The following is a 2062-nucleotide window of genomic DNA, read 5'->3' on the forward strand; positions in this document are numbered from 1 at the left end:
GTCAAATAACGCAATTTAATTGTTGATGAATCTCATGTTAAATGAACATAGTTTTTTCAGCTTCCTCATCCAGTCAGCACCAGGAAAACCAGCACTTGCGAATGGCTTGCGGGCTGCATTATCATTGGGAGTTCCGATGTTAATTGGGCAACTAATTAACCAGAGAGAAAGCGGATTATTTGTTGGTTTAATTGCTTATTTTATCAATTTTGTCAATGTTGCTGGCTCTTATCAGATTAAAGCAAGAGCGATGGTTATCGCCACTTTCGGCATCACGATCTCGGTATTTATCGGTACTCTAGTTGCTAGTATTCCGATCCTCGCTGTCATCCTGACATTTCTATGGGGACTGGCTTCAGGTTTTGCATCGCTATATGGTAATACTGGTGCCAATGTCGGGCTGGTAGTTGGGACATCATTTATTTCGACGATTGCTTTACCAGGAGATTTAGATATAGCATTGATGCGATCGCTATTATGTCTAATTGCTGGTGGCTGGGCGATGTTACTTTCCCTAGTAATGTGGCCATTTAAACCTTACGATCTGCTCAGAATTGCGGTAGCTAATTGCTTCGATGCGCTTGCTAAATACCTAAAGGTATTTGAATCTGGAGTCCCCACAACTGAAAATATCCTAGAGATTAGAAAAACATTAGAAACTGCCCGCCATGTATTAGGTACCGCCCGAATTAGACAGTCGGCACAAAGTTGGATGGGCGAGCAGTTACTCGTGCTAACTCAAGATGGAGATCGCTTACTTGGCTCAGTTATTGCCCTCACAGAATTACTCGAAACTCATGCTCACCAACATCAATATCGGGCAGTTCAGCCATTAATAGACGATACATTTGTCCAAATGTCGATCGTGTTTAGATCGATTTCCAAAGTCATTGTTGGTAAATCTGCCAGCATCGATATCGACAATCTCAATCGCATTTATAACGCACTAGAAGAACGAGAACACCGACAAAGACAAGCAATGTCAGGGAGTAAAACAGACTATCCAAATCTCGTTGCGCTGAGTAATTTACTGCTGACGATCGAAAAACCAATCGAACAATTACAATACGCGGCTCAGTCGGCTAAATCTTTGTTAGAAAACAGCAACACCAGCCAACGTCAGGTAGATCCACTTTTATTAGTTACAGATGAACAGCATTCGCTATCGAGATTACTCACAGAAAACTTCACCTTAGAATCAGCAATCTTCCGCCACGCGCTGCGACTTGGTATCAGTCTTAGTTTAGGCGTAATTTTATATAGCATGACCAATTTACCAATGGGATATTGGGTCACGCTGACCACTATCTTAGTCCTCAAACCGAACTTGGGCGTAACTTTTCAGCGGTTTTTTCAGCGGATTGGGGGGACGATTCTGGGTGCAGTGGTAGCCGCTGTAATAATTTCCACAATCGCGAGTAAGCCTGTATTAGACATCGCGATCGTGCTGACAGTATTTTTCGGTGTTGCTCTGATTGATTTCAACTATGGTTATTCAGTGGTGTTTCTGTCAATATTTATCTTACTAATTACCGATACCAGTAATTCTACAGGTTGGCAATTTGCCGAGGTTCGCGTGTTGAATACCTTAATTGGCGCGGGATTGGCATTCGGCAGTCATTACTTAATATTGCCGAATTGGGAACGCGACAGGTTGCCCAGTCAACTCGTCATTGCCCTGAGAGAGTCCCAAACCTACTTTAATGATGTCATGGCTGTTTACCAAGGAACAGAGGTGTATGACGCGGCTATTATCGCTCAACGGCGACAAACTGGACTAGCAGTCGGCAATGCCCAAGCCTCATTTCAAGGATTGCTCCGCGAACCGAAAATGCACCCAAAATTAGTCGAACCAGTAATGACGCTGCTGGCATATATCGGACGTTTTACTAATGCCATCACAGTTTTGGCAGTACATCTGAAATATTTTCGTTCGACTGTGCCACTGCCTGAATTAGCAACCTTTGTGGATCGAATTTCGTTAGTGTTAGAGCAGTTAGCTGATGCCGTCGAGCAGGAAATTATCCCACCACCTTTGCCCGATTTGGACGAAATGCTGCGA

1 protein-coding gene is annotated in these 2062 nt (G+C 43.5%); it reads left to right on the plus strand.

Annotation, left to right across the window (positions count from 1 at the left end; translation table 11 throughout):
* Positions 1–34: 34 nt before the first annotated feature.
* The coding region (locus RMO79_RS00405; protein ID WP_310481063.1) for an FUSC family protein at positions 35–2062 on the plus strand (2028 nt) is incomplete at its 3' end.

It is taken from the genome of Chamaesiphon sp. VAR_48_metabat_403 (genome assembly GCF_031422475.1).
In the GTDB taxonomy this organism is placed as follows: domain Bacteria; phylum Cyanobacteriota; class Cyanobacteriia; order Cyanobacteriales; family Chamaesiphonaceae; genus Chamaesiphon.